This is a genomic window from Streptomyces curacoi (assembly GCF_001513975.1).
Lineage (GTDB): Bacteria > Actinomycetota > Actinomycetes > Streptomycetales > Streptomycetaceae > Streptomyces > Streptomyces curacoi.
Map to the genome: position 1 here is coordinate 80,178 of NZ_KQ947984.1, position 22,929 is coordinate 103,106.

Sequence of the window (22,929 nt, forward strand, 5' to 3'; positions counted from 1 at the left end):
CACCACCCATCCCCGCTGACCCCTTTGCAGGAGAGGACCGATTCCCCATGGCCGATGCGCCCACCGGCAAGGTGACCTTCGTCGGTGCCGGCCCCGGCGCCGCCGATCTGCTGACGTTCCGTGCCGCGCGTGCCATCGCCGAGGCCGACGTCGTGATCTGGGCGGCCAGCCTGGTCCAGGCGGAGGTCCTGCAGCACGCGCGTGAGGACGCCGAGATCCTCGACTCGGCGACCATGTCCCTGGAGGACGTCGTCGCCGTGTACGAGCGGGCCCGTGCGCAGGGCCTGCGCGTCGCCCGTATCCACTCCGGTGACCCCGCCCTCTGGGGCGGTACGCAGGAGCAGCTCGACCGGTGTGCCGGGCTCGGCATCGAGACCGAGGTCGTGCCGGGAGTCTCCGCCTTCTCCGCCGTCGCCGCGCTCGCGCAGCGCGAGCTGACCATCCCCGAGGTCGCCCAGTCCGTGGTCCTCACCCGGCTCGGCGGCGGCAAGACGCCGATGCCGCCCGGGGAGGAGGTGCGGGAGTTCGCCAAGCACGGCACCACCATGGCGATCTTCCTGTCCGCGGCCCGTAGCGGGCAGCTCGTGCGGGAGTTGCTGGAGGGCGGGTATCCGACGGCCACGCCGGTCGTGGTCGCGTACCAGGCGACCTGGCCGGAGGAGCTGATCGTGCGGTGCACCGTCGGCACGCTGGAGGAGACCGTCAAGGAGCACAAGCTCTGGAAGCACACCCTGTTCCTGGTCGGCCCGGCCCTCGACGCGCAGGGCACGCGCTCGCACCTCTACCACCCCGGTCACTTCCACGGGTACCGCAAGGCCGACCCGCAGGCCCGCCGGGCGCTGCGCGAGCGGGGGGCGAGTACGTGATCACGGTCGTCGGTACGGGGACGGGGGCGCCGCCGCCCGAGGACGTCCTCGCCGATGCCGAGCTGGTCGTCGGCGGGCGGCGGCACCTGGGGGCCGTACGGCTGCCCGACGGGGTGGAGCGGGTCGTGCTCGGGGCGCTCGCGCCCGCCCTCGACACCATCGAGGAGTACGTGGCGAAGGACCGGCCGGTTCTGGTGCTGGCCTCCGGCGACCCCGGGTTCTTCGGGGTCGTGCGGGCGCTGGCCGAGCGGTTCGGGCCGGAGCGGCTGGAGGTGCGGCCGGGGGTGTCGTCCGTCGCCACCGCCTTCGCGCGGCTCGGGCTGACCTGGGACGACGCGGTCGTCGTCAGCGCGCACGGGCGGGCTCCGCGGGCGGCCGTCAATGTCTGCCGGGCGCATCCCAAGGTCGCCGTGCTGACCGGGCCGGGGGCCGGGCCGGCCGAGCTGGGCGCGGCCCTGCGGGACAGCGGGCGCGTCCTCGTCGTCGCCTCCGCTCTGGGCGATCCGGAGCGGGAGCGCGTGGAGCGGGTGACGCCCGCCGAGGCGGCGGCCCGTGACTGGGGTACGGCGGTGAGCGTCGTGCTCTGCCTGGACGAGACGCGGATGCTCGGTCCGGCGCGGACGCTCGCGGGGCCGGAGGCGCGGCCCGCCGGGTGGGCCTTGGCGGAGGACGCGTTCGCCCACCGCGACTCGATGATCACCAAGTTCGAGGTGCGGGCGCTGGCCCTGGCCCGGCTGGGTCCCCGGCTCGGCGACCTGGTGTGGGACGTCGGCGCGGGCTCCGGCTCGGTGGCCGTGGAGTGCGCCCGCCTCGGGGCGGCTGCCGTCGCCGTCGAGAAGGCGCCGGACGGTGTGGAGCGCGTGCGCGCCAACGCCGCCGCGCACGGCGTGGACGTGCGGGTGGTGCACGGCGCGGCGCCGGAGGCGCTGGCGAAGCTCGCCGACGACCCGGACGCCGTGTTCGTCGGCGGTGGGGGGCGCGAACTGCCCGCCGTCGTCACCGCCTGCGCTCGGCGCGCCCGGCGCACGGTGGTCGTCGCCATGGCCGCGCTCGACCGGGTGCCGGCCGCGCGCGAGGCCCTGACGAACGCCGGGTTCTCCTGCGACGGGGTGCTGTTGCAGTCGTCCCGGCTCGCGCCGCTGCCGGGGGACGTGACCCGGCTCGCGGCGACCAATCCCGTTTTCCTGCTGTGGGGCGTGCGGCCTCAAGCCTGTTCTGAAGGAGTTGCCCTGTGATCGGCCTCATTTCCGCCACCGCGGCGGGGGCGGCGGCGCGGGACCGGCTGGCCGCGGCATGGCCGGACCGCACGCGCGTGTACGAGGGCCCCGTGAAGGACGCCGTACGCCGGGCGTTCGCCGAGTGCGAGCAGTTGGTGTGCTTCCTGGCCACGGGGGCGGTCGTACGGCTGCTCGCCCCGCTGCTGGCGGACAAGGCCGCCGACCCGGGTGTGGTGTGCGTCGACGAGGGCGGGCGGTTCGCCGTGTCGCTGGTCGGCGGGCACGGCGGCGGTGCCAATGAACTCGCCCGCGAGGTCGGGGAGTTGCTGGGCGCCGAGCCCGTGGTGACCACGGCGACGGATGCCGTGGGGCTGCCCGGTCTGGACATGCTCGGGTTCCCGGTGGAGGGCGATGTCGCCGGGGTCTCGCGGGCCATGCTGGACGGCGAGGCGGTGGCGTTGAAGGCCGAGGTGGCCTGGCCGCTGCCGCCGCTGCGGGCCGGGGCCGAGGGGGCGTACACGATCCGGCTGACGGACCGGCTCGTCGAGCCCGCCGAGCGCGAGGTCGTCCTGCGTCCGCCGTCCCTCGTCGTCGGCGTCGGCGCCTCGAAGGGCGCGCCCGTGGACGAGGTGCTCGGGCTGATCGAGCGCACGCTCGCCGGCGCCGGCCTCTCCCCCGCGTCCCTCGCCGAACTCGCCACCGTCGACGCCAAGGCCGGTGAGCCCGGCATCGTCGAGGCCGCCGCACGCCTCGGCGTCCCCCTCGTCACCCACTCCGCCGAGGAGCTGGCCGCCGTCGAGGCCCCCAACCCCTCCGACGCGCCCCTCGCGGCCGTCGGCACGCCCTCCGTCGCCGAGGCCGCCGCCCTGGTCCGCGGCGGTGAACTCCTCGTACCGAAGCGGAAGTCGGAGCGCGCGGACGGGCAGCCGGCGATGGCGACCTGTGCCGTCGTACGGCGTCCGGGGCGCGGGCGGCTCGCGGTGGTCGGCCTCGGGCCGGGCGCCCGGGACCTGCTCACCCCGCGGGCGAGGGCCGAGCTGGAGCGGGCCTCCGTGCTCGTCGGCCTCGACCAGTACGTCGACCAGATCCGTGATCTGCTGCGGCCCGGCACCCGGATCCTGGAGTCGGGGCTCGGCGCCGAGGAGGAGCGGGCCCGCACGGCAGTGGCGGAGGCCCGCAAGGGGCAGGCCGTCGCGCTGATCGGTAGCGGGGACGCGGGCGTGTACGCCATGGCCTCCCCCGCGCTCGCCGAGGCCTCCGACGACATCGACGTGATCGGTGTGCCGGGCGTGACCGCCGCCCTCGCCGCCGCCGCGATCCTGGGCGCCCCGCTCGGCCACGACCACGTGTCCATCAGCCTCTCCGACCTCCACACGCCGTGGGAGGTCATCGAGCGGCGGGTGCGGGCCGCGGCCGAGGCGGACATCGTCGTGACCTTCTACAACCCGCGCAGCCGGGGCCGCGACTGGCAGCTGCCCAAGGCCCTCGCGATCCTCGCCGAGCACCGCGAGCCGACGACGCCGGTCGGCGTCGTACGCAACGCGTCCCGGCCGGACGAGTCCGCTCGGCTCACCGCACTGGGCGCCCTGGACCCGGCGACGGTCGACATGATGACGGTCGTGACCGTGGGCAACACCGCGACCCGGGACATCGCGGGCCGTATGGTGACGCCGCGCGGCTACCGCTGGCAGGCATCGCAGGAGGGTGCCCGGTGAACCCCGTGTCCCGTGTGATCCACCCCATCGAGGAGGAGTCCTACCGGCGGCTGCGTGCCCGCCTGGACACCTCGCACCTCCCGCCGCTGACCCGGGCCGTGGTGGAGCGGGTCGTCCACTGCGCCGCCGACCTCGACTACGCCACCGACCTCGTCATGGACGAGGGCGACCTGGAGAAGGCGCACGCGGCCCTGCACGCGGGCGCGCCCGTCGTCGTGGACGTCGAGATGGTCGGAGCCGGCATCACCCGGCGCGAGACCGTCTGCCGGCTGGGGGACGCCGTGGCCGGGCCGGGGCTGACCCGTTCGGCCCATGGCATCCGGCTGGCCCACGAGCAGGTCGGCCCGGGCGCCCTCTGGGTGATCGGCAACGCGCCGACCGCGCTGGAGGAGCTGCTGACCCTGGACGCCGCCCCGGCCCTCGTCATCGGCCTGCCCGTCGGCTTCGTCGGCGCGGTCGAGTCCAAGGCCGCGTTGCGCGAGAGCGGGCTGCCCGCCGTGAGCAATGTGTCCGAGAAGGGCGGTTCGGCGGTCGCCTCGGCCGCGCTCAACGCCCTGCTGTACCACCCCACTTCCCATCCCGAGGAGAAACTGTGACCACCCCGCCGCCCGCCCTGCTCATCGCCGGTCACGGCACCCGGGACGACGCCGGGGCCGAGGCGTTCCGCGACTTCGTACGGGAGCTGGGGCGCCGCCACCCCGAGCTGCCCGTCGCGGGGGGCTTCATCGAGCTGTCCCCGCCGCCGCTGGGCGAGGCCGTCACCGAGCTGGTCGAGCGAGGCGTCCGGCGGTTCGCCGCCGTGCCGCTGATGCTGGTGTCCGCCGGGCACGCCAAGGGCGACATCCCGGCGGCCCTGGCCCGTGAGAAGGAGCGGCACCCCGGCATCTCGTACACCTACGGCCGCCCGCTGGGCCCGCACCCGTCGCTGCTGTCCGTACTGGAGCGGCGCCTTGACGAGGCGCTCGGCACCGAGGGGCGCACGCCCGGGGACCGGGCCGATGTGACCGTGCTGCTGGTCGGGCGCGGCTCGACCGACCCCGACGCCAACGCCGAGGTGCACAAGGCGGCGCGGCTGCTGTGGGAGGGACGCGGATACGCCGGTGTGGAGACGGCGTTCGTGTCGCTGGCGGCGCCGGACGTGCCGAGCGGCCTGGACCGCTGCGCCAAGCTCGGAGCACGGCGCATTGTCGTCCTCCCCTACTTCCTCTTCACCGGCATCCTCCCGGACCGCGTCCGCCAGCAGACCGAGGGCTGGGCGGCCGCGCACCCGGAGATCGAGGTGCGCTCGGCGGACGTCATCGGTCCGGAGCCGGAGCTGCTGGACCTGGTGATGGAGCGGTACGAGGAGGCCCTGAAGGGCGATCTGCGGATGAACTGCGACTCGTGCGTGTACCGCATCGCGCTGCCCGGCTTCGAGGACAAGGTCGGCATGCCCCAGCAGCCGCACTTCCACCCGGACGACGACGGCCACCACGGTCATCACCACCATGGCCACCACCACGGCACCCACACCCATGCCCACTGAGGCGCACGACCTGCGGCACCACGGCGACGCCGAGGTCCGTGACGACGGGGCGAAGCTCACCGACCTCGCGGTGAACGTCCGCGCGGACACGCCCCCGGCCTGGCTGCGGGAGCGGATCGCCGAGTCGCTGGGCTCCCTCGCGGCCTACCCGGACGGGCGGGCCGCGCGGGCGGCGGTGGCGGCGCGGCACGGGCTGCCGGTGGAGCGGGTGCTGCTGACGGCGGGGGCGGCGGAGGCGTTCGTGCTGCTGGCGCGGGCGCTGAAGGTGCGCCGGCCGGTCGTGGTGCACCCGCAGTTCACGGAGCCGGAGTCGGCGCTGCGGGACGCGGGGCACACGGTCGACCGGGTGCTGCTGCGGGAGGCGGACGGCTTCCGGCTCGACCCGGCGGCCGTCCCCGAGGACGCCGACCTGGTGGTGATCGGCAACCCCACCAACCCGACATCGATCCTGCACCCGGCCGACGCCATCGCCCAACTCGCCCGCCCCGGGCGGACGTTGGTGGTGGACGAGGCCTTCATGGACGCGGTGCCCGGTGAGCGGGAGGCACTGGCCGGACGCACGGACGTGCCGGGCCTGGTGGTGCTGCGCAGCCTGACCAAGACCTGGGGGCTGGCCGGGCTGCGGATCGGCTACGTCCTGGCCGCCCCGGAGACCATCGCCGACCTGGAGCGCGCCCAGCCCCTGTGGCCGGTCTCCACGCCCGCGCTCGCCGCCGCGCAGGCCTGCGTGTCCCCGCAGGCGTTGGCGGAGGCGGCCCATGCCGCCCACCGCGTCGCCGCCGACCGGGCGCATCTCGTCGCGGGCCTCGGCGAGTTCGCCCGGTACGGGCTGCGGGTCGTCGAACCCGCCGAGGGCCCCTTCGTCCTCGTACGGCTGCCGAGGGCGGCCGCCGTCCGACGGCACCTGCGCGACCTGGGGTTCGCCGTCCGGCGCGGGGACACCTTCCCCGGGCTGGACGAGGAGTGGCTCAGGCTGGCGGTGCGGGACCGGGGGACGGTCAGTTCCTTCCTGTCGGCGCTGGACCGGGCGCTGGCGCTGGCGCGGCAGTGAGACGCGGACCGAACGCCCCGCACGATGCCGGGCGTTCCGGTCCGCCGCGTTCGCTCCGCGTCCGTCAGCCCCTGCCCCGGCGCGCCAGCGCCACCGCTCCCCCGCCCGCGAGGAGCAGCGCGACCGCGCCGCCCGCGAGGTACGGCGTCATGGAGTTGCCGCCGGTCTCGGCGAGGCCGTCCCCGGCGGACTCGCCCTGGGGCTTCACCTCACCGGCCGGACCGGTGCCCGGGGCGGGTTCCTGCGCGGACCCGGCCGGGGTCTCGCAGGTCGCCTCGGCCAGGGTCAGGGTGCCCTCGACCTCGGCGACGTTGAGCTTCAACGGGTCGATGGAGACCTTGAGTTCGAGGGCGGTGGCGGCGGCCGTCCCCGACGTGGTCTCCGTCTTGGAGTAGTCCAGCCGTACGTCGCCCACGCCCGGCACCCGGACGCTCGTGGTGCCGCCGGCGGTCAGGGTGACCTTCTTGCCCAGCACGGTGACGTCGCCCAGCAGGTTGGACGAGGCGGTCGGCTTCTTGCCGGCCTCGCAGGTGGCCTTGGAGGTGACCTGGCCGACCTCGATGAGCGACAGGAGCGGCAGACCGGGGACGTGCAGCTTGGCATGGGCGAGGTTGGTGTACCCCTCGGCCCTGCCGTCGGCGACCGTCGCCCTCGACGAGGCGGCCTCCGCGCTGAGCACGCTGAACGGCTTTCCGCCGTCGACGCCGTTCAGCCGGGCGGTCAGCGTGGCCTTCTCGGCGCTCTGCGGCGCCCGCACCTCGTTGAGGGAGACCGCGAGCGGGACGTTCACGGTCTTGTTGAGCAGGGAGACGTCGAGCCCGGTGCGCAGTACGACGGCGCTCGCGCGGCCCTCGTCACCGGTCGCGTGCGCGGTGCCCGCGGCGCCCAGGACCGCGGGACCGGCGGTCAGGGCGGCGGCCGTCGCGACGGTGGCGAGACGGCGTGCGGGCATGCGGAATGTGTTGCCGTTCAAGGTGGGGACCCCTCGGGGGAGACTTGCTCGGGACCCGGCAAGAATCGCGCACGCGCGGCGAACGGTCAGCATCCTGACGGGAGTTCACCCCCACGTGCGTTTCCCGTGCAGGTTTTCGAACCGGGTGGCACGCACGTTCTCCACAGTCACCCGGTCAACAGCCGGTTCAGCCGACGATCCGACCGTTCAGGACAACCCGGCGCGGTGCCGCCAGCACCCGTACGTCGGCTCGCGGATCCGTCTCGTACACCACCAGGTCCGCCGCGGCCCCCTCCTCCAGGCCGGGTCGGCCGAGCCACTTCCGGGCCCTCCAGGTCGTCGCCGCGAGGGCCTCGACCGGGGGGATGCCGGCGGTGACCAGTTCCGCCACCTCGGCCGCCACCAGACCGTGCGGCAGGGTGCCGCCCGCGTCCGTGCCGACGTAGACCTGGATGCCGGCGTCGTAGGCGGAGCGGACCGTGTCGTAGCGGCGTGCGTGGAGCCGGCGCATATGGGCCGACCAGCGGGGGAACTTGGACTCGCCGCCGTCGGCCAGCTTCGGGAAGGTCGCGATGTTCACGAGGGTGGGGACGATCGCCACGCCTCGCGAGGCGAACAGCGGGATCAGGTCCTCCGTCAGACCCGTGGCGTGCTCGATGCAGTCGATGCCCGACTCGACCAGGTCCTGGAGCGAGTCCTCCGAGAAGCAGTGCGCGGTGACGCGGGCGCCCAGGCGGTGGGCCTCCGCGATGCCCGCCTTCACCGCGTCCCGGGGCCAGGTGGGCGCGAGGTCGCCGAGGTCGCGGTCGATCCAGTCGCCGACCAGCTTGACCCAGCCGTCGCCGCGCCGGGCCTCCTGGGCGACGTACGCGACCAGGTCCTCCGGCTCGATCTCGTGCGCGTAGCCGCGGATGTAGCGGCGGGTGCGGGCGATGTGCCGGCCGGCCCTGATGATCTTCGGCAGGTCCTCGCGGTCGTCGACCCAGCGGGTGTCGGAGGGCGAGCCGGCGTCGCGGATCAGCAGGGTGCCCGCGTCGCGGTCGGTCAGCGCCTGCTTCTCCGCGATGTCGTCGTCGACCGGGCCGTGCGCGCCGAGGCCCACATGGCAGTGCGCGTCGACGAGGCCGGGCAGGGCCCAGCCCTCGACGGTCCGGACGTCGCGGGCGCCGGCGGGGCGGTCGTACGAGATCCGGCCGTCGACGACCCACAGCTCGTCCCGGACGTCGTCGGGTCCGACGAGGACCCGGCCCTTCACGTGCAGCACCGCGCGTTCGCTCATGTACTGCACCCTAATGACCGCCTAGTCGCCCTTGCCGACCTGGTCCGAGGTCTCCTCCTCCACCTCCGCCATCGCCGGGTCGAGGAGGCGGGAGAGGAAGTGGCGGGTGCGCTCGTGCTGCGGGTTGCCGATGACCTGGTCGGGGGTGCCGTCCTCGACGATCACGCCGCCGTCCATGAAGACGACCCGGTCGGCGACCTCGCGTGCGAAGGTCATCTCGTGGGTGACGACCATCATCGTCATGCCCTCGTCGGCGAGCATGCGCATGACGGCGAGGACGTCGCCCACCAGCTCCGGGTCGAGCGCCGAGGTCGGCTCGTCGAAGAGCATCACCTCCGGGCCCATGGCGAGCGCGCGGGCGATGGCCACGCGCTGCTGCTGGCCGCCGGAGAGGGAGGACGGGTACGCCGTCGCCTTCTCCGCCAGGCCGACCCGCTCCAGGTTCTCGGCGGCGACCTTCGCGGCCGTCGCCTTGTCCCGCCTGAGCACCCGGCGCTGCGGCAGCGTGAGGTTCTCGGTCACCGTGAGGTGCGGGAACAGGTTGAACTGCTGGAAGACCATGCCGATCCGGCGGCGTACGGCGTCGATGTCGACGTCCGGGTCGGTGAGCTCGGTGCCGCCGACGAAGACCTGGCCCTTGGTGGGCTCTTCGAGCAGGTTCACGCAGCGCAGCAGCGTCGACTTGCCGGAGCCGGACGGGCCGATGACGCACACGACCTCGCCCTGGCCGATCTCCAGGTCGATGCCGCGCAGCACCTGGTTGTCGCCGAAGGACTTGTGCAGGTCGCGGACCTGGATCTCGGCCCTGGTGCTCGGGGTACTCACTTGACGGCCTCCTGGGCCTTGGCCTCCATACGGCGTACGACGAAGCCGAGCGGGATCGTGACCAGCAGATAGCACAGGCCCGCGACCAGGATCGGCGTGGAGTTGGCGGTCTGGCTGGCCAGGTCGCGGCCGAACTTGGACAGCTCGCGCTCCTCCAGTGTCACGCCGAGGAACAGCACCAGCGAGGAGTCCTTGAAGAGCAGGACCAGTTCGTTGGTGAGCGGCGGGAGAATGATGCGGAACGCCTGCGGGATGATGATCGAGACCATCGCGCGGGCCGGGGAGAAGCCCAGCGACCGGGCCGCCTCCATCTGCCCCTTGGGTACCGCCTGGATGCCCGCGCGGATCGTCTCCGCCATGTACGCGGCCGCCACCAGGCCGAGGGCGAGCGCGACCTTGCCGTATGTACCGCCCGGGATCTCGGTGCCGGGGAAGGCCAGCGGTACGGCGACCCCGATGAAGATGAAGATCAGCAGGGCGGGCAGACCGCGGAAGATCTCGATGTAGACGCCGGCGAGCCAGCGGTAGGGCCCGACGGACGACAGCCGCATCAGCGCGATCACCATGCCGAGCGCCAGTCCGACGGCGAAGCCGGACAGGGTGTACAGCACGGTGTTCTTCAGCGCGAGTGTGATGACCTCGGGGAACATCTGCTCCGCGATGGCCTTCTGCGCGAACTGGTTGCGCAGCCGGTCCCAGTCGGCCGCGACCGCGAAGGCGATCACGGCCGCGACGAAGACGACGTACTGGACGCCGCGCGACAGGGTGCGCTTCTGACGTCGGGTCAGGCCCTTTTTCTTCGGCTGGAGTTGTACGTCCGTAGCGGTCATGAGGCGGACGCGGACGCCGCGGACTCGTCGTACGGGCCGATCCACTGCTCGTACAGCTTCTTGTACGTGCCGTCGGCCTTGGCGTCCTTGATCGCCTTGTTGATGGCCTCGCGGAGCTTGTCGTTGCCCTTCTTGACCGTGAAGCCGTACTGCTCGCCGGTGTTGATCTGCTCGGCGACCTCGAAGGCGTCGGCGTTGGCCTTGTCCTTCAGCCAGCCCTGGACGACCGGGTAGTCGATGACGACCGCCTGGACCTGGCCGGTGCGCAGGCCGTTGAGGACGGCGTCGGAGGACTCGAAGGAGACGGGGTCCAGGCCCTTGCTCTTGGCGTAGTCCTCGCCGGTGGTCTGCGCCTGGGCGCCGACCTTCTTGCCCTTGAGGTCCGCGAAGGAGGAGATGCCGCTCTTCCTGTCGGCCAGGACCGCCTGGGTGGCCTCGAAGTACGGGTCCGAGAAGTCGACGTTCTTCTTGCGCTCCTCGGTGATGGTCATACCGGCGGCGGCGAGGTCGCACTGGCCGGCGTTGAGGGAGCCGCCGGTCTTGAAGTTCTCGAAGGGCTGGTCGACGATGGCCTGCTTCACGCCCAGGTCCTTGGCGACCAGGTCGACGAGGGAGACGTCGAAGCCCTGCACCTTGCCGTCGATCTCCGACTGGAAGGGCGGATACGGCAGGTGGGTGCAGGTGGTGAGCTGCCCCGCCTTGACGAGCTCGACGCCGCCGGCCGCGGTCTTCGTACCGCCGCCGCCGTTGTCGTCGGAAGTGCAGCCGGCCACGAGCACCAGCCCGGCCGTCGCGGTGGTGGCGGCCAGAATGCGGGTCCGGCGCCCGAGGGTCGTCTTCACGGGGAGCCTCCTGTCAGGGAACTGTGGGTTCCGATTATAAGGAGAAGTTTGAGGCCCTCAAATCAAACCGATGGTTTCGGGGCCGTTCGACCTAAGAAGTCGGGAGCGGAAACGGTGTTGGGGCGCCCGGTTACGCTCGTCCTCGTCCACCCGGAGCGAAGAGAGTGAAGTGAGCCCTGCCGTGACCCACCCCTTCCTGGACCTGGCCCCGCTGAGCGCCGCGCGATTCGCCGCCGTCGAGGACCGGGTGGCACGGCTGCTCGGGACCGAGCAGGACGTCGTGATCATGCAGGGCGAGGCGCTGCTGCCGCTGGAAGGAGCGATCCGGGGGACGGCCGGGCCCGGCACGACCGCGCTGAACGTGATCACCGGCCCGTACGGTCAGACCTTCGGGAACTGGCTGCGCGACTGCGGCGCGACCGTGATCGATCTGGCGGTGCCGTTCCATACGGCGGTCACGGCGGACCAGATCCGTCAGGCCTTCGCCGAGCACCCGGAGATCGACTTCGTGTCCCTGGTGCACGCGGAGGCGGCCACCGGCAACACCAACCCCGTCGCGGAGATCGGCGAGGTGGTGGGGGCGCACGGGGCGCTGTTCTACCTGGACGCGGTGGCGTCGGTCGGGGCCGAGCCGGTACTGCCGGACGCCTGGGGTGTGGATCTGTGCGTCATCGGGGCGCAGAAGGCGATGGGCGGGCCGGCCGGGGTGTCGGCGGTGTCGGTGAGCGAGCGCGCGTGGGCGCGGATGGCCGCGAATCCGCGGGCGCCGCGGCGGTCGTATCTGTCGCTCCTCGACTGGAAGGAGCGGTGGATCGACGGCGGGCGCAAGGCGCTGCTGCATGCGCCCGCCCAGTTGGAGATGCTGGCGCTGGAGGCCTGTGTGGAGCGGATCGAGGCGGACGGGCCGGCGGCGGTGATGGCCCGTCACCGGACCGCCGCGCTCTCGGCTCGGGCCGCCGCGGTCGCCCTGGGCGGGGGCGTGGAGCCGTACGTGTACGAGGCCGCGGAGGCCGCTCCGGTCGCTACGACCCTTCGGACACCGGCCGGGGTGGTGGCGTCGGAGGTGGTGGCCCGGGCGCTGGAACTGGACCCCGCGCTGCCGCTGGCCGCCGGGGGCGGGGCGTTGGCCAAGGAGATGATCCGGGTCAATCACTACGGGGCGGATGCGACACCGGGCGCGGTGCGGGGGTCTGTGGCGGCGCTGGGGGCCGTGCTGGCGGAGCGGGGGCTGCGGGTGGATGTGGAGGGGGCACTGCGGGCCGCGGCGGAGGCCTGGCGCTAGTCGCCCGCCCCGGGATCTCGCCGGGGCTGCCGCCCCTGACACCCCTCGGCTGGGCTCGGGCCCCGTCGGCCCGACCGCCAGCCACGGCTGGAGCACTAGGAGTTTCCTAACGCCCGCGGCCTGACCGGCTCTTGTAGAAACCTACGAAGAGCCGGTCTGGGCCTGCGGGCGCTTTCATGTCTTCCACTCCTGGCTGACTCCGGCCGGTTGGCTGTGTACTCCTTACCAAGTCGCGACGGAACAAGGCGAGTTGCAGCGCCGGACGCAAAGGCCCGGCAGCCGGACGCGACGCCGGTCGCGGGCGATACCGGCGTGCCGGTCGAGAGCAACAGGGACCACCGTCGGCCGACCACTCTGCTCGATCCCCCTGACACCTTGCCGAACGAGGGAGAAAGCCGTGACGGAGACGTTCTGTGGTCGGCACGTCGGGATCACCTGCCCCGATCTCTCACACCCCGCGAACCGGGCCGCAGGACGCGGTCGCCGTACATGACGTTCGTCCTCCCGGGCGGCCGGCGAACCGATCGTCTGCGCCCCCGCCGACGCCCTGAACCGCTTCCCCGGAACGGAGACCGACCACCTCATGCCCGGCAACCATCCCGCCACCACGACGGAGGCCTCCCGATGACCACCCAGACGTCCCCCGCCCGCACTCCCCAGGACCTCGACGAGGCCATCACCGGCGGCATCGGCGACAGCCCGCTGCGCCCGGACGGAGTCCTCAAGGTGAGCGGCGAGTACGCCTACTCCTCCGACCTGTGGGCCGAGGACATGCTCTGGGGCGCCACCCTGCGCAGCCCCCACCCCTACGCCCGGATCAACTCCATCGACATCGGACCCGCGCTCCGGCAGCCCGGCGTGTACGCGGTCCTCACCCACCAGGACGTCCCGGGCGAGAACGTCTACGGCCTGAAGGTCTCCGACACGCCGGTCCTCGCCGAGGACATCGTCCGCTACCAGGGCGAGCCGGTCGCCCTCGTCGCCGCCGATCACCCCGAGACGGCCCGCCGCGCCCTGGCGAAGATCGTCGTCGACTACGAGGTGCTCGAACCGGTCACCGACCCCGAGCGCGCCGCACACGACGACACGCTTCCGAAGCTCCACCCCGGCGGCAACGTCGTGCGCTACCAGCCCATCGTCAAGGGCGACCCCGAAGCCCGGGCGGACGTCGTGGTGTCCGACGTGTACACCCTGGGCATGCAGGACCAGGCCTTCCTGGGCCCCGAGTCCGGGCTGGCCATCCCGGCCGAGGACGGCGGTGTGGACCTGTTCCTCGCCACCCAGTGGCTGCACGTCGACCAGAAGCAGACGGCACGCGCACTCGGGCTGCCCCTGGAGAAGGTCCGCTTCACCATGTCCGGCGTCGGCGGCGCCTTCGGCGGCCGGGAAGACCTGTCCATGCAGATCCACTGCTGCATGCTGGCGCTGCACACCGGCAAGCCGGTGAAGATGGTCTACAACCGGGAGGAGTCCTTCTACGGGCACGTCCATCGCCACCCCGCCAAGATGTACTACGAGCACGGCGCCACCAAGGACGGCAAGCTCGTCTACGTCAGGGCGAAGATGTACTTCGACGGCGGCGCGTACGCCTCCAAGACCCCGGTCGTGGTCAGCAACGCCACTTCGCTGGGCGTCGGGCCGTACGAGGTACCCAACGTCCGGATCGAGGGCTGGGGCCTGTACACCAACAACCCGCCGTGCGGCGCGATGCGCGGCCTCGGGGCGGTGCAGCCGGCGTTCGCCTACGAGCTGCAGATGGACAAGCTCGCCACGGCGCTCGGCATGGACCCGGTGCGGCTGCGTCAGCTCAACGCCGTCGAAGAGGGCTCGACCATGCACACCGGGCAGGTCCTCGACTATCCGGCGCCGGTCGCCGAGCTGCTGGAACGCCTCGAAAAGCTGCCGCTGCCACCGGAGAACCGGCCCGGGCCGAGGGACATCCGGACCCTGCCGGGCGGCCTGTCCAACACCACGCACGGCGAAGGCGTCGTCCGGGGCGTCGGCTACAGCGTGATCATCAAGAACGTCTCCTACGCCGAAGGCGTCGACGACTACTCCACGGCGCGGGTGCGGCTGGAGGTCATCGGCGGCGAACCGGTGGCGATGGTGCACACCGCGGCGGCCGAGGTCGGACAGGGCCTGATCACGGTGCAGCAGCAGATCGCGCGCAGCGAACTCGGCGTGGAACGGGTGAACATCCACCCGGCCGACACCAACGTCGGTGACGCCGGGTCGAGTTCGGCCTCCCGCCAGACCTACATCACCGGCGGCGCCGTCCGGAACGCGTGCGAAGCCGTCCGCGCGGCGGTCTTCGACCGGGTCGCCCAGCGGTTCGGCGAGGACCCCGCGGCGCTCTCGCTCTCCGGCGGCAAGGTCGTCTCCGCGGCCACCGGCTTCGTCGCCGACCTCGTCGACGTCCTCGGCGACGACGCGATCGAGGAGACCAGGGAGTACCACCACCTGCGGACGTACGAGATGGACCCGGTGACCGGACAGAGCCCGCGGGTGCACGTCCAGCACGCCTTCGCCGCGCACCGCGCCGTGGTGGAGGTCGACACCGAGCTGGGCCTGGTCAAGGTGGTCCAGCTGGACTGCGCCCAGGACGTCGGCAAGGCCATCAACCCGGACGCCGTCGTCGGGCAGATCCAGGGCGGCTCCACACAGGGCCTCGGCCTTGCCGTCATGGAGGAGATCAAGGTCGAAGACGGCAAGATCCGCAACCCGTCGTTCACCGACTACCTGATCCCGACCATCCTGGACACGCCGCCCATGACGGTGGACGTGATCGAAAGGGCCGACCCGCACGCCCCCTACGGCGTGCGTGGCGTCGGCGAACCGCCCACCATCTCCGCCACCCCGGCGATCGTGAACGCCATCCGCAACGCCACGGGCCTGAACCTCACCCACACCCCGGTCACACCGGAGCAGCTCTGCGGGCTCTAGCCGCGACGACCTCCCGCCGGTGCCGCCCGACGGCGCTGACCCGACGGCGGCACCCGTGGGCCCTCGAACACCCACCCTCTCCCGAAGGAGTGACCGTGACCACGCACACGCAGGAAACGAGTGTCCAGGAGTTCGAGCGGGCCTGGATGGAAAAGGCGATCAGGCTGGCCACCCACAGCGTGACGGACGGCGGCGGTCCGTTCGGCGCGCTGGTCGCCAAGGACGGCGCGGTCGTCGCGATCGGGCACAACCAGGTCACCGCGACCCTGGACCCGGCGGCGCACGCCGAGGTGAGCGCGATGCGGGCCGCGTGCAGGGAACTCGACACCTTCTCGCTCGACGGCTGTGTCCTGATCACGTCGTGCGAGCCGTGTCCGATGTGCCTGTCCGCCGCACTGTGGGCGCGAGTCGACCGGGTCGTCTACTGCGCCGACCGGCACGATGCCGCGGTGGCCGGCTTCGACGACCGCAGGTTCTACGACCTGTTCGAGAAGAGGCCCCAGTCGATGTGGCCGATGGCGGTCGAGCGACTGGACCTGCCGAACCGCACGGCGCCGTTCGACGCGTGGCTGGCCAAGTCGGATCGCGTCGACTACTGACGAGGAGCTCCGGACACCGTCCGTGCCGAGGTCCACGCCCCGGTGGAGTTGAACGGGTGAGTGCGGGAAGCCGTCCCGGCCGACGGCCCTCGTACTGCTGCGGCACGGTGAGACGCCGCTGACACCTCAGAAGCGGTTCTCCGGCAGTGGCGGCTCGGATCCGCCGCTGCCGGAGGCCGCGTGGCGGCAGGCCGGGGGCGACCGCGCCACGGCCGGCCGCCCCGCGGTGGCGGGCAGGTGATCGTCGCCCCGCCGCCGCGGCGCTGCCGGGAGGCGGGCTGCCGGCGCGGCATGCGGAGTCGACGGTGCTGGTCGTCTCGCACGCGCCTTCCGTGGGCGAGGGCTTCCGCCGTGGCCTCGCCTCCCCGCCGGTGATCCGAGGCCGAGTGCAAGACTGGCGGCATGACGTCCGATGCGCCCCTCACCCTCCCCGACGGCCGCCCCGTCCCCCTCCTGACCGGCGACGAGCGCCCCATGCTGGAAAGCTGGCTGGACTTCCACCGCGCCACCCTGGAACTCAAGTGCGCCGGGCTGGACGACGCGCAGTTACGACTTGCCTCCGCCGAGCCCTCCGAGCTGACGTTGCTCGGGCTGGTGCAGCACCTCGCCGAGTGTGAGCGGAACTGGTTCCAGCGGGTGGTGGGTGGACTCGACGTGCCGCCGGTGTACGGGGAGAAGAGCGGGTACTCGCTCGATCCCGGGCGGGGTGTCGACGAGGCGCTCGCGGTGTGGCGCCGGGAGATCGCGCGGGGCCGGGAGGTGTGCGCGGGGCGGTCGCTGGACGGCGTGGGGCGGATCGCCGACGGGCCCATGGCCGGCGTGGAGGTCAGTCTGCGCTGGGTGCTCATCCACATGATCGAGGAGTACGCGCGGCACAACGGCCACGCCGACATTCTGCGGGAGCGTATCGACGGCGTTACCGGCGCCTGAATTCAACGTAATTCCGCAATTCCTTTTCCGGGCAGCTTCCCATCCTCTTCTGCCCGCTTTCCCGGGTCCTAAACGCAAAGATTCCGCGAACGCCAACCGGAGTAATTCGGGCAGATCTCGTGAGAGTTACATGGCTGTGACGCGTTCCACATCGCATCCCTTTTGTGCGGTATTAACCGGGCAAAATCGGGCGATTCACGGCTGTCACGCCCCACCCTTCACGCCCGCGTGATAACACACCTCGCCTCCATATGTAACCCCTCACGGCCATGCAATTTCGAATTTCCCTCGGTAAATTCAATCCGCATGACTGCCGCACAAGCAGACCTGCAAATCGACCGTCCGGCGGTGGCCGACGGGGCCGCGCTGTGGCGTATTGCCAGAGACTCGAAAGCCCTCGACCTCAACTCGTCGTACAGCTATCTGCTGTGGTGCCGCGACTTCGCCGGCACGTCGGCCGTCGCGCGTGACGAGCGCGGGGAGCCGGTCGGCTTCGTCACCGGCTACGTACGGCCGGAACGTCCGCACACCCTGCTCGTCTGGCAGGTGGCCGTGGACGGCGCGTACCGCGGACGCGGGATCGCCGCCAGGCTGCTCGACGGGCTCGTCGCACGGGTCGGCGGCGAGTACGGCATCACGAGCGTGGAGACGACCATCACGCCCGGCAACACCGCCTCGGAGCGGCTGTTCGGTTCCTTCGCCGAGCGGCACGGCGCCCGGGTCGAGCGTGAGGTGCTGTTCGACACCGGCCTGTTCCCCGACGGGCCGCACGACCCCGAAGTCCTCTACCGCATCGGTCCCCTCTCCCTCTGACCTCCCCCCACGCAACGAGGAGCGATTCGTCGTGACCATCACCCAGCCCGACCTCAGCGTCTTCGAGACCCTGGAGTCCGAGGTGCGCAGCTACTGCCGCGGCTGGCCCACCGTCTTCGACCGTGCGCGAGGCAGCCGCATGTACGACGAGGACGGCCACGAGTATCTGGACTTCTTCGCCGGGGCCGGCTCGCTGAACTACGGGCACAACAACCCGGTCCTGAAGCGGGCGTTGATCGACTACCTGGAGCGGGACGGCGTCACGCACGGGCTCGACATGTCCACCAGCGCCAAACGGGCCTTCCTGCAGACCTTCCAGGACCTGGTGCTGCGCCCGCGCGACCTGCCGTACAAGGTCATGTTCCCCGGACCCACCGGCACCAACGCCGTGGAGTCCGCGCTGAAGCTGGCCCGGAAGGTGAAGGGGCGCGAGGCCATCGTGTCCTTCACCAACGCCTTCCACGGCATGTCCCTCGGCTCCCTCGCCGTCACCGGCAACGCGTTCAAGCGCGCCGGCGCCGGGATCCCGCTCGTGCACGGCACGCCCATGCCGTTCGACAACTACTTCGACGGCACGGTCCCGGACTTCCTGTGGTTCGAGCGGCTCCTGGAGGACCAGGGCTCGGGGCTCAACAAGCCCGCCGCCGTGATCGTCGAGACCGTGCAGGGCGAGGGCGGCATCAACGTCGCGCGTCCCGAGTGGCTGCGGGCGCTCGCCGAGCTGTGCGAGCGGCAGGACATGCTGCTCATCGTCGACGACATCCAGATGGGCTGCGGGCGCACGGGTGCCTTCTTCTCCTTCGAGGAGGCGGGCATCACCCCGGACATCGTCACAGTGTCCAAGTCCATCAGCGGCTATGGCCTCCCCATGTCGCTGTGCCTGTTCAAGCCCGAGCTGGACGTCTGGGAGCCGGGCGAGCACAACGGCACCTTCCGCGGCAACAACCCCGCCTTCGTCACGGCCACCGCCGCCCTGGAGTCGTACTGGGCCGACGGTTCCGCGATGGAGAAGCAGACCCGGACCCGCGGCGAGCAGGTCGAGCAGGGCCTGATCGCCATCTGCGAGGAGAACCTCGCCGATGTGAAGGAGTACCGGGGCCGCGGGCTGGTGTGGGGCATGGAGTTCCACGACAAGGAGCGGGCTGGCCGCGTCGCCCGGCGCGCCTTCGAACTCGGCCTGCTCGTGGAGACGTCCGGCCCGGAGAGCGAGGTCGCCAAGCTGCTGCCCGCCCTCACCATCACCCCGGACGAGCTCGACGAGGGCCTCAGCATCCTGGCCCGCGCCGTCCGCGAAACCGCCTGACCGGCCGGGAAACCGGCACACCACCACCTAGGAGGCATCGCAGCACCGTGATCGTCCGTTCGTTCAAGGACATCGAAGGCACCGAGCGCCATGTGAAATCGGCGTCCGGCACCTGGGAGAGCAAGCGCATCGTCCTCGCCAAGGAGAAGGTCGGCTTCTCCCTGCACGAGACGATCCTGTACGCGGGTACGGAGACGTCGATGTGGTACGCGAACCACATCGAGGCCGTCGTCTGCGTCGAGGGTGAGGCCGAGCTGACCGACCACGAGACCGGGCGGACGTACGCGATCACGCCCGGGACCATGTACCTCCTGGACGGCCACGAGAGGCACACGCTGCGGATCAAGGAGGACTTCCGCTGCCTCTGTGTCTTCAACCCGCCAGTGACCGGCCGTGAGGACCACGACGAGAACGGCGTGTACCCGCTGCTCACCGAGCCCGAGGAGGTGTGAGAAACCCATGACCACCGCCATGACCGCAAACGTCACCGATCTCTATCCCAGCCGCGGCGCCACCGAGGTGTCGACCCCGCGCCAGGACCCCGTCGTCTGGGGCGCCCCCGACACCCCCGGCCCGATCACGGCCACCGACCTCCAGGCGTACGAGCGCGACGGCTTCCTCGCCATCGACCAGCTCATCACCGATGACGAGGTGGCCGTCTACCGGCAGGAGCTGGAGCGCCTGGTCACCGACCCGGCGATCCGCGCGGACGAGCGGTCGATCATCGAGCCGAAGTCCAAGGAGATCCGGTCCGTCTTCGAGGTGCACAGGATCAGCGAGGTGTTCGCGAGCCTCGTGCGCGACGAGCGGGTGGTCGGCCGGGCGCGGCAGATCCTCGGCTCGGACGTGTACGTCCACCAGTCGCGGATCAACGTCAAGCCGGGCTTCGGGGCCAGCGGCTTCTACTGGCACTCCGACTTCGAGACCTGGCACGCCGAGGACGGTCTGCCGAACATGCGGACGGTGTCGGTCTCGATCGCGCTGACCGAGAACTACGACACCAACGGCGGGCTCATGATCATGCCCGGCTCGCACAGGACCTTCCTGGGGTGTGCGGGCGCCACGCCGAAGGACAACTACAAGAAGTCCCTCCAGATGCAGGACGCGGGCACGCCGTCCGACGAGGCGCTGACCAAGATGGCCTCCGAGTACGGCATCAAGCTCTTCACGGGCAGGGCCGGTTCGGCGACCTGGTTCGACTGCAACTGCATGCACGGCTCCGGGGACAACATCACGCCGTTCCCGCGCAGCAACGTGTTCATCGTGTTCAACAGCGTGGAGAACGCGGCCGTCGAGCCCTTCGCGGCTCCGGTACGGCGGCCCGAGTTCATCGGCGCGAGGGACTTCACGCCGGTGAAGTGACCCCCTGCGGTGAAGTGCCCCCGGCGGGGAGGTGACCTCACTTCGGTGAGGCGCCCTCACGACCACGACGGCGACGCGGCCCGCTCCGTACGTTCCGTACGGCGGCCGCGTCGCCGCGTTGCGTGGTTCAGGCGGACAGGGTGTCGAGCAACCGGTCGACGTCCTCGGGGGTGTTGTAGAGGTGGAAGGCCGCGCGCAGGTTGCCCGCGCGGTTGGAGACCTCGATGCCCGCGGCTCAACTCGGGCTGGCGGTCCCCGAGTCCGGGCACGGACACGATCGCCGAGCCGGGCGAGGGCACCGGTTCGTGGCCGAGGGCGGCCAGGCCCGTACGGAAACGGTCGGCCAGGGCGAGGTCATGTGCCTGGATGGCGGCCACGCCGAGCTCCTCGATCAGCTCCAGGGAAGTGCGCAGCCCGGCGTAGGTGAAGAGGCTGGGGCTGATGTCGAAGCGCCGTGCGGAGCGGGCGAGGTCCTCGACCGGGCCGTAGCAGCTGTCCCACGGGATCTCCCCGGCGACCCAGCCGGCGAGCAGCGGGGTCAGCCCGCCGAGGTCCTGCGGGACGACACAGAACACGGCCCCGTGCGGGCCCAGGAGCCACTTGAAGCCGACGGCGGCGACGAAGTCGTACGCGTCGGCCTCCAGCGGCAGCCAACCGGCGGACTGGGAGGCGTCGACGTAGGTGCGCGCCCCGTGCGTCCGGGCCGCCTCGCGCACCGCGGCCAGGTCGGCGACGCGGCCGTCGGCGGACTGCGCGGCGCTGACCGCGACGAGCGCGGTGTCCGGGCGGACGGACTCGGCGAGGCGTTCCAGCGGGACGGAACGCACCTTGAGGTCGCCGCGGACGTGGAAGGGGTTCACCAGGGAGGCGAAGTCGCCCTCGGCGGTGAGGACTTCGGCCCCGGCGGGCAGCGAGGCGGCGATCAGCCCGCCGTACTCGGCGACCGAGGCCCCGGTCGCGACGCGCTCGACGGGCACGCCGGCCAGCCTCGCGAAGGAGGCGCGGACGACCTCCACGTCCTCGTACAGGGGGCCCAGCGGTGTGCCCTCGGCCCGCATCCGCACGGCCCGGTGCAGGGCGGTCACGGTGCGGGCCGGCAGCAGGCCGTTGCTCGCGGTGTTGAGATAGACGTTCTTCGGGGCGAACTCGGCGCGGACGAGGCTCTCGAAGGTCTCCATGGGTCCACTGTGGGCCCTCGGCCCCTCATGGTCCATTGCGATTTTCTACGTGGTTTCGCCAAGGAACGCTTATGGATCCGCCCCGACCTGCACACTCGCTCAGCGCTGCGGCACCGCGCACCCGTCGGGACCGCACGCCTCCGCGTCACCCCGGTCGACGAGGCGCAGCGGTGACCGCTCGCCCCACGCCTGTGTGAGCGCCTGCTCGAAGACCTCGGCGGGCTGGGCGCCGGAGACGCCGAACTTGCGGTCGAGGACGAAGAACGGCACGCCGGTGGCGCCGAGCCGGGCGGCCTCGCGCTCGTCGGCGCGGACGTCGTCGGCGTAGGCGTCCGGGTCGGCGAGGACCTTGCGGGCGTCGTCGGCGTCGAGGCCGGCGGCGACGGCCAGTTCCACGAGCCGCTCGTCGCCCTCGGCGAAGACGGACCGCTCCTCGGCGAAGTTCGCCCGGTAGAGCGTCTGGAGCAGTTCGTCCTGCCGGCCCTTGTCCTTGGCGAGGTGCAGGAGCCGGTGCATGTCGAAGGTGCTGCCGTGGTCGCGGCCCCGGGTGCGGTAGTCCAGGCCCTCGGCGGCGGCGAGCCGGCCCAGGTTGTCCTCACCGGCCTCGGCCTGCGCCGCGCTCATGCCGTACTTCCTGGTGAGCATGGTGATCACGGGCTGGATGTCGCCCTTGGCGCGCCCGGGATCCAGCTCGAACGAGCGGTGCACCACCTCGACCTGGTCGCGGTGCGGGAAGGCCGCCAGCGCCTTCTCGAAGCGGGCCTTGCCCACATAGCACCAGGGGCAGGCGATGTCGCTCCAGATCTCGACGCGCATGTCTGTGGCTCTCTCCAGGTCGAACGGGATACGGAGACTCCCTCCGGTGACTATATGAACCTTCAAGCAGCCCGGTTCATTCCCCGGTCACGCAGAAGCGCAGAAGCGCAGAAAGAGATGGTGATGACCCTCGGCGGGCGGGTTCTCGGGGTCGGGAAGCCAGCCGAGACGGGTGTAGAAGGCCTGGGCGCGCCGGTTGTCGACGTGCACGTCCAGGACGGCCGTGCGCTTGCCGTCGGCCTTCCACTCCTCGACGCAGGCCGCGTGCAGGGCGGTGCCGACGCCGGAACGCCAGTGGTCGGGGTCGACGTGGAACTGGAAGAGCTTGACCGTGTCCGCGGGGGCGCCCTCCGGGGTGCGGAAGGAGGCGAGGCCGATGATGCGGCCCTTCTCCACGACGCACAGCACATGCCCGTCCGGCAGGGCGATGGCGCTCTGCCAGGCCGAGCGCCAGTCGATGCCGTCCTGCGGCAGCCCGTCGGGATAGTAGGTCGCCCGGGCGCGGGCGTGCAGGGCGACGATGTCCTCGACCTCGGCGGGCAGGACGGTACGGATCACGCGGCCTTCGCTCACTCGGTCACTCGGTCACTCGGTCACTCGG

Annotated in this window: 21 protein-coding genes and 1 pseudogene; 14 read left to right on the plus strand and 8 right to left on the minus strand. The window is 71.8% G+C overall.

The features are described 5' to 3' along the window. Window positions 1–47 precede the first annotated feature (47 nt). The 6 genes from cobM to cobC are packed head-to-tail and all read left to right on the plus strand — an operon-like array spanning window position 48 to window position 6,374. Window positions 48–866 (plus strand): precorrin-4 C(11)-methyltransferase, encoded by an 819-nt coding sequence (gene cobM, locus AQI70_RS00370; protein ID WP_062142407.1) that lies wholly within the window; start codon window positions 48–50, stop codon window positions 864–866. Continuing rightward, window positions 863–2,101: a bifunctional cobalt-precorrin-7 (C(5))-methyltransferase/cobalt-precorrin-6B (C(15))-methyltransferase gene (locus AQI70_RS00375; protein WP_062142409.1), complete on the plus strand. Its 1,239-nt coding sequence runs from the start codon at window positions 863–865 to the stop codon at window positions 2,099–2,101. Before cobM ends, AQI70_RS00375 begins: the two co-directional genes overlap by 4 nt. After that, complete coding sequence (gene cobJ / locus AQI70_RS00380; protein ID WP_062142411.1) at window positions 2,098–3,798, plus strand: precorrin-3B C(17)-methyltransferase; 1,701 nt, start codon at window positions 2,098–2,100, stop codon at window positions 3,796–3,798. Before AQI70_RS00375 ends, cobJ begins: the two co-directional genes overlap by 4 nt. A gap of 5 nt (window positions 3,799–3,803) precedes the next feature. Then, complete coding sequence (locus tag AQI70_RS00385) at window positions 3,804–4,394, plus strand: precorrin-8X methylmutase (protein WP_062144861.1); 591 nt, start codon at window positions 3,804–3,806, stop codon at window positions 4,392–4,394. Continuing rightward, window positions 4,391–5,323, plus strand: coding sequence for a sirohydrochlorin chelatase (locus AQI70_RS00390; RefSeq protein WP_004002258.1), 933 nt, complete (start codon window positions 4,391–4,393; stop codon window positions 5,321–5,323). The genes AQI70_RS00385 and AQI70_RS00390 overlap by 4 nt, the downstream gene beginning before the upstream one ends. After that, a complete protein-coding gene (gene cobC, locus AQI70_RS00395) occupies window positions 5,286–6,374 on the plus strand; it encodes an Rv2231c family histidinol phosphate aminotransferase CobC (RefSeq protein ID WP_079051090.1) in 1,089 nt (362 codons plus the stop codon). The genes AQI70_RS00390 and cobC overlap by 38 nt, the downstream gene beginning before the upstream one ends. Before the next feature lie 64 nt (window positions 6,375–6,438). On the opposite strand, the gene AQI70_RS00400 is transcribed toward cobC, so the two are convergent. The 5 genes from AQI70_RS00400 to AQI70_RS00420 form a co-directional block, all read right to left on the minus strand. After that, window positions 6,439–7,347, minus strand: a complete 909-nt coding sequence (locus AQI70_RS00400; protein ID WP_062142413.1) for an SCO1860 family LAETG-anchored protein — start codon at window positions 7,345–7,347, stop codon at window positions 6,439–6,441. A 166-nt stretch (window positions 7,348–7,513) separates the two neighbouring features. Continuing rightward, window positions 7,514–8,605 (minus strand): amidohydrolase family protein, encoded by a 1,092-nt coding sequence (locus tag AQI70_RS00405; RefSeq protein WP_062142416.1) that lies wholly within the window; start codon window positions 8,603–8,605, stop codon window positions 7,514–7,516. Window positions 8,606–8,626: 21 nt separating this feature from the next. Further along, entirely contained in the window at window positions 8,627–9,430 is an 804-nt protein-coding gene (locus tag AQI70_RS00410) for an amino acid ABC transporter ATP-binding protein (protein ID WP_062142418.1), read from the minus strand. Next, window positions 9,427–10,260 (minus strand): amino acid ABC transporter permease, encoded by an 834-nt coding sequence (locus AQI70_RS00415; protein ID WP_062142420.1) that lies wholly within the window; start codon window positions 10,258–10,260, stop codon window positions 9,427–9,429. The genes AQI70_RS00410 and AQI70_RS00415 overlap by 4 nt, the downstream gene beginning before the upstream one ends. Continuing rightward, window positions 10,257–11,102, minus strand: coding sequence for a transporter substrate-binding domain-containing protein (locus AQI70_RS00420; protein WP_062142423.1), 846 nt, complete (start codon window positions 11,100–11,102; stop codon window positions 10,257–10,259). The genes AQI70_RS00415 and AQI70_RS00420 overlap by 4 nt, the downstream gene beginning before the upstream one ends. A gap of 181 nt (window positions 11,103–11,283) precedes the next feature. On the opposite strand from AQI70_RS00420, the gene AQI70_RS00425 reads away from it, so the two are divergent. From AQI70_RS00425 to thpD, 8 genes are all read left to right on the plus strand, one after another. After that, on the plus strand, window positions 11,284–12,384 hold the full coding sequence (locus tag AQI70_RS00425) for a pyridoxal-phosphate-dependent aminotransferase family protein (RefSeq protein WP_062142425.1): 1,101 nt from the start codon (window positions 11,284–11,286) through the stop codon (window positions 12,382–12,384). A 624-nt stretch (window positions 12,385–13,008) separates the two neighbouring features. After that, window positions 13,009–15,327 carry a xanthine dehydrogenase subunit D gene (pucD, locus tag AQI70_RS00430; protein WP_062142427.1) on the plus strand — a complete coding sequence of 773 codons (2,319 nt, stop codon included), beginning with the start codon at window positions 13,009–13,011 and terminating at the stop codon, window positions 15,325–15,327. Between the two features lie 95 nt (window positions 15,328–15,422). After that, window positions 15,423–15,926, plus strand: coding sequence for a nucleoside deaminase (locus AQI70_RS00435; RefSeq protein WP_062142429.1), 504 nt, complete (start codon window positions 15,423–15,425; stop codon window positions 15,924–15,926). A 402-nt stretch (window positions 15,927–16,328) separates the two neighbouring features. Next, window positions 16,329–16,856, plus strand: a complete 528-nt coding sequence (locus AQI70_RS00440) for a DinB family protein (RefSeq protein ID WP_062142431.1) — start codon at window positions 16,329–16,331, stop codon at window positions 16,854–16,856. A gap of 306 nt (window positions 16,857–17,162) precedes the next feature. After that, a complete protein-coding gene (gene ectA / locus AQI70_RS00445) occupies window positions 17,163–17,669 on the plus strand; it encodes a diaminobutyrate acetyltransferase (protein WP_062142433.1) in 507 nt (168 codons plus the stop codon). Window positions 17,670–17,700: 31 nt separating this feature from the next. Next, a complete protein-coding gene (gene ectB / locus AQI70_RS00450; protein WP_062142435.1) occupies window positions 17,701–18,972 on the plus strand; it encodes a diaminobutyrate--2-oxoglutarate transaminase in 1,272 nt (423 codons plus the stop codon). A 47-nt stretch (window positions 18,973–19,019) separates the two neighbouring features. Next, complete coding sequence (locus AQI70_RS00455; RefSeq protein ID WP_004002244.1) at window positions 19,020–19,424, plus strand: ectoine synthase; 405 nt, start codon at window positions 19,020–19,022, stop codon at window positions 19,422–19,424. 7 nt (window positions 19,425–19,431) lie between these two features. Beyond that, the gene (gene thpD, locus AQI70_RS00460; protein WP_004002243.1) at window positions 19,432–20,334 is read left to right on the plus strand and encodes an ectoine hydroxylase; all 903 of its coding nucleotides are present in this window, start codon (window positions 19,432–19,434) and stop codon (window positions 20,332–20,334) included. A gap of 127 nt (window positions 20,335–20,461) precedes the next feature. Here the strand turns inward: thpD and AQI70_RS00465 are convergent. The 3 genes and pseudogenes from AQI70_RS00465 to AQI70_RS00475 form a co-directional block, all read right to left on the minus strand. After that, window positions 20,462–21,512, minus strand: a pseudogene (locus tag AQI70_RS00465) (aminotransferase class V-fold PLP-dependent enzyme). A gap of 99 nt (window positions 21,513–21,611) precedes the next feature. After that, window positions 21,612–22,328: a DsbA family oxidoreductase gene (locus tag AQI70_RS00470; protein WP_062142437.1), complete on the minus strand. Its 717-nt coding sequence runs from the start codon at window positions 22,326–22,328 to the stop codon at window positions 21,612–21,614. 87 nt (window positions 22,329–22,415) lie between these two features. Next, a complete protein-coding gene (locus tag AQI70_RS00475; protein WP_062142439.1) occupies window positions 22,416–22,886 on the minus strand; it encodes a GNAT family N-acetyltransferase in 471 nt (156 codons plus the stop codon). Window positions 22,887–22,929: the final 43 nt, after the last annotated feature.

Excerpts from the sequence above, each read along its gene's own strand:
- cobM (WP_062142407.1), top strand. The coding sequence starts at position 48 with ATGGCCGATGCGCCCACCGGCAAGGTGACCTTCGTCGGTGCCGGCCCC.
- cobC (WP_079051090.1), top strand. The coding sequence starts at position 5,286 with ATGGCCACCACCACGGCACCCACACCCATGCCCACTGAGGCGCACGAC.
- AQI70_RS00405 (WP_062142416.1), bottom strand. The coding sequence starts at position 8,605 with ATGAGCGAACGCGCGGTGCTGCACGTGAAGGGCCGGGTCCTCGTCGGA.
- AQI70_RS00415 (WP_062142420.1), bottom strand. The coding sequence starts at position 10,260 with ATGACCGCTACGGACGTACAACTCCAGCCGAAGAAAAAGGGCCTGACC.
- pucD (WP_062142427.1), top strand. The coding sequence starts at position 13,009 with ATGACCACCCAGACGTCCCCCGCCCGCACTCCCCAGGACCTCGACGAG.
- AQI70_RS00440 (WP_062142431.1), top strand. The coding sequence starts at position 16,329 with ATGACGTCCGATGCGCCCCTCACCCTCCCCGACGGCCGCCCCGTCCCC.
- ectA (WP_062142433.1), top strand. The coding sequence starts at position 17,163 with ATGACTGCCGCACAAGCAGACCTGCAAATCGACCGTCCGGCGGTGGCC.
- thpD (WP_004002243.1), top strand. The coding sequence starts at position 19,432 with ATGACCACCGCCATGACCGCAAACGTCACCGATCTCTATCCCAGCCGC.
- AQI70_RS00470 (WP_062142437.1), bottom strand. The coding sequence starts at position 22,328 with ATGCGCGTCGAGATCTGGAGCGACATCGCCTGCCCCTGGTGCTATGTG.